General features: G+C 65.1%; 3 protein-coding genes. 1 reads left to right on the top strand and 2 read right to left on the bottom strand.

Annotation, left to right across the window (positions count from 1 at the left end; translation table 11 throughout):
* Nucleotides 1–75: 75 nt before the first annotated feature.
* Together GPA_RS03430 and hdcA are read right to left on the bottom strand one after the other, a co-directional pair.
* Complete coding sequence (locus tag GPA_RS03430) at nt 76–1,581, bottom strand: basic amino acid/polyamine antiporter (RefSeq protein WP_015538941.1); 1,506 nt, start codon at nt 1,579–1,581, stop codon at nt 76–78.
* A 111-nt stretch (nt 1,582–1,692) separates the two neighbouring features.
* Nucleotides 1,693–2,649, bottom strand: coding sequence for a histidine decarboxylase, pyruvoyl type (gene hdcA / locus GPA_RS03425; protein ID WP_015538940.1), 957 nt, complete (start codon nt 2,647–2,649; stop codon nt 1,693–1,695).
* A 312-nt stretch (nt 2,650–2,961) separates the two neighbouring features.
* Between hdcA and GPA_RS03420 the strand changes: the two genes are divergently transcribed.
* Complete coding sequence (locus GPA_RS03420; RefSeq protein ID WP_041238942.1) at nt 2,962–3,519, top strand: TetR/AcrR family transcriptional regulator; 558 nt, start codon at nt 2,962–2,964, stop codon at nt 3,517–3,519.
* Nucleotides 3,520–3,701 lie beyond the last annotated feature (182 nt).

The following is a 3,701-nucleotide window of genomic DNA, read 5'->3' as shown; positions in this document are numbered from 1 at the left end:
AGCCGGACGGCGCGCCCGGGCCGGGACGCGCCGGCGCGCGCCCCGAACTCTACCTGCGGGAGGTGGCCGTCGAGCCTAGAGCTTGACGTGCCCGAACGTGACGATGGAATAGATGAGCCCGGCAATGCCCAGCGCCACCACCACGGCCACGATGACCTTGTCGGAGGTCTTGGCGAACAGCTTCGCCTTGGGGTCGTGCTGGCGCACGCCCACGATGTAGAGCGGCAGGCCGACGGCGTACACGATGCACGCCACCATGAGGTAGTTCAGCCCGGCGGCGTAGATGAGCCACAGGCCGTAGAGCGAGCCGGCCGCGCCGGTGAACACCGCCATGTTCCGGCTGGCGAAGATGCCCTTAGGGTACTCTTTCTTGATGGCGATCTTGAACAGGAAGAGCGTGCAGAACAGATAGCACGGCAGCGCCATGACGCTGGTGATGCTGATCATGGTGGTCCAGGCGTTGCTGCCGATGAAGAACGAGACAACGAGCACGATCTGCACGATGATGGTGGTCCACAAAAGCGCGGTGGAGGGCGAGCCCTTCTTGTTCTCCTTCACGAACGCCTTGGGGAAGATGCCGCTCTTCGAGGCGGCCAACGGCATCTCGCCCAGCATGAGCATCCACACGAGCCAGGAGCTCAGCACCGATACGATGACGCCGGCGTTCACCAGGATCTCGCCCCATTTCCCGAACTTGTCCAGCATGATGGCGGCCATGGACGGGTCGGCCATGGCGCCGACGTCGGCCTGCGAGTACACGCCGAGCGGCAGCAGCGACACGATGATGTAGAGCGCGAGCGTGACCAGAAAGCCGATGGTCGTGGCCTTGCGCACGGCGGCCTGCGACTTCGCCTTGCCGGACACCACGACGGCGCCCTCGATCCCCAGGAAGAGCCACAGCGTGACGAGCATGGTGGCCTGCACCTGCGGCATGACGTTGTCCCAGCTGAACGTCAGGTCGACGGCGCCCTTCATGCCCCAGAAGCCCTCCATGAACACCGAGAACTTGAACACGGTGGCCACGGCGATGATGAAGATGGCCACGGGCAGCAGCTTGCCGATGGTGCCGATGATGTTCAGGAAGCTCGTGGACTTCGCCCCCTGCAGGGCCAGCAGGTACATGATCCACGTGATGATGGAGCCGCCGATGATGGACGGGATGTTGTTGCCGCCCGAGAAGTCGGGCACGAAGTAGTTGAGCGTGGCCATGACCAGCACCGAGTACGCCACGAGGGCGAAACAGTTGCAGATCCAGTAGCCGTAGGCCACGAAGAAGCCGATGAGCTTGCCGAAGCCCTTCTCGGCGTACGTGTACAGGCCGTTCGTGAGCTCCGGGCGCGCGGCCGAGAGGATGCGGAACGTGTTCGCGATGAACCAGATGCCGATGCCCGTGACCACCCAGGCGATGATGATGGCTCCAGCGGAGGCGTCCGCGGCCATGTTCTGGGGGAGGTTGTAGATGCCTCCGCCGATCATGGCGCTGATGACGATGCCGACGAGGCCGATCAGCCCTACCTTCTTAGAGCTGTCGGATGCCTTGGCGGCGCTTCCGCTGGAACCGGTCGAGGTATTGTCTGCCATGATTCCAGTCCTTGTCATGAGAGGCGCGCCCGCTGGGAGGCGGGCGCGCGGCGATCTTCGTTGCGGCGGGGGCAACGGGCGCCCGCCGTCATGCGATAGGGGAGCTCCGCGCTACTTCGCGAGGTTCGTGAGCGACTCGAAGTCCATTTCCTTCAGCCAGTCGGAGAGGTTCAGGTCGTTCAGCGAGGTGAAGCCCGTGGTGGGCACGGCGTTGCGGGCAAGCGTGACGTAGGGGCCCACGGTGATGGCGTTGCCGATCTCGCCCGGCTTCATCATGCGGTGCGCGAAGCCCACGTACGTGCGGTCGAACAGCACGTTGGAGTCGCGGCCGCACTCCACCACGGACCAGACGATCTCCTTGCGGTGCTGCTCGAGGAAGGCCATCATGTCGTCCTCGTTGTCGTTCTCGGTCCATACACCGGCGTCCTCGATGAACAGGTCGGCCGAGAAGTCGCGGTCGGCGGACAGCGAGATGGCGATGAACGACCAGATGCCGTAGGCCTCGCCGGCCTTGAGCGGGCGGTCCTCCTTCGGTCGGTAGGCGGTGACGCCCTTGTTGGCGCAGATGGTGTGCGCGCCGGGGATGGGGTGGTAGCGGCGGTTGTTCTCGGTGCCGAACAGCTCGATGCCGGCATCCAGCAGAGGCGCGGCGTCGAACACCTTGAGCTCGGAGCCGTCGAACTGCTTCTCGGTGAACAGCGGCTGGCTCTTGCCCGACGTGATGTCGTCGTGGCGAGCCAGGTCGTAGCCCCATACCTGTCCGGCCATGCCGCAGAACGAGGAGGCCGTGAGCATGTTGATCTGGCCGATGTAGGCGTCGGCCGTCTCCGCCTTGTCGTAGGTGACGATGGTGTCGATGAGCGCGTCGTTGGTCTTCTCCACCGTGCCGGCCGACACCTTCAGCACGGACACGTAGCCGTTGCCGTAGGCGCCCGGCATGCCGTAGCCGTCGCAGTAATCGTCATAAGGGCTGATGGCCGTCTTGTCGATGTGCGGCGCGCGCATGCTCGCGTGGTAGTTCGCCTCGCGGGCGATGGTGCGGTTGCGGCGTTCCTCGATGTTCTTCATGAACGGTTCTCCTTTCGCAGGTGTTCGATTCAGCGCCGATTGTAGGGCCCGAGCCGCGCGTTTGATTTCGCATAACGGTTCCGAAAGGGAGCCGTGCCTTTCCCGATGGCGGCCCGTTGGGGAGGTGAAACGGAGGCGTTTCCAAAAGCGTCCCGCCCATCCATTGGCGTCCCGTCCTGCCCACCCATGGGCACCCCCCCCCCTTTTTTTTTCCTTTTTTGGCATCCCGCCCCGCCTCTTCCCTTGACCGATGGGCGCGAGCTTGTTATATTACGAATGTAATATAACAAGTGTTATGTGAAGGAGGCGGCCATGCCGGAGCAGCGGGTGACCAGGGAGGCAGTGCTCGACGCGGCGCTTGCCGTCGTGCGCGAGCAGGGCGAGGCGGCGCTGAGCGCGCGGTCGGTGGCGCAGCGGGCGGGATGCTCGGTGCAGCCGATCTACAGCCTGTTCGGCGACATGGGGGAGCTGGTGCGGCAGCTGTACGGCCACGCCCGCGCCTGGGTCGCGGCGTACAACCGCGAGCACGAGCACGACGGGTGCAACGCCTTCGAGTCCAACGGCCTCGCGCACCTGCGGCTCGCGCGCGAGGAGCGGCCGCTGTTCCACTTCCTGTACCTGTCGCCCCATATGGAGGCGACGGGCTTCAAGGAGGTGTACGAGAGCGTCGCCGTCGACGGCGTGCAGGCGTGCATCGAGGAGCTGGGGAACCTGTCGCCCGAGGCGGCGCGCGAGCTGTACCTCGACATGATCGTCTACGTGCACGGCATGGCCGCGATGCTGGCCACGGGCGCGCAGCTCTCCGACGAGGAGCTGCGCGAGCGCATGGACCGCGCGTTCCGAGGCTTCGTCGCGCTGGTGCGCGCATGAGCGCCCGGGATGGCGGCGGGCCGAATATCCGCGAGCAGACGATCCGTGCAGATGTTTCACGTGAAACATCTGCGGATACGGAACGAATGTTTTATATGAAGCATACGGACGGGGATACGGGGGAGCCCGGCCGGGAGCCCGGCCGCGTCGCGCTGTCTGGCAGTGCGGGGGAGGCCGGTCGT

This window comes from Gordonibacter pamelaeae 7-10-1-b, assembly GCF_000210055.1.
Classification (GTDB): domain Bacteria; phylum Actinomycetota; class Coriobacteriia; order Coriobacteriales; family Eggerthellaceae; genus Gordonibacter; species Gordonibacter pamelaeae.
Note: the sequence above shows the minus strand (reverse complement) of the source record. Positions and strands in the feature narration are given on the sequence as shown.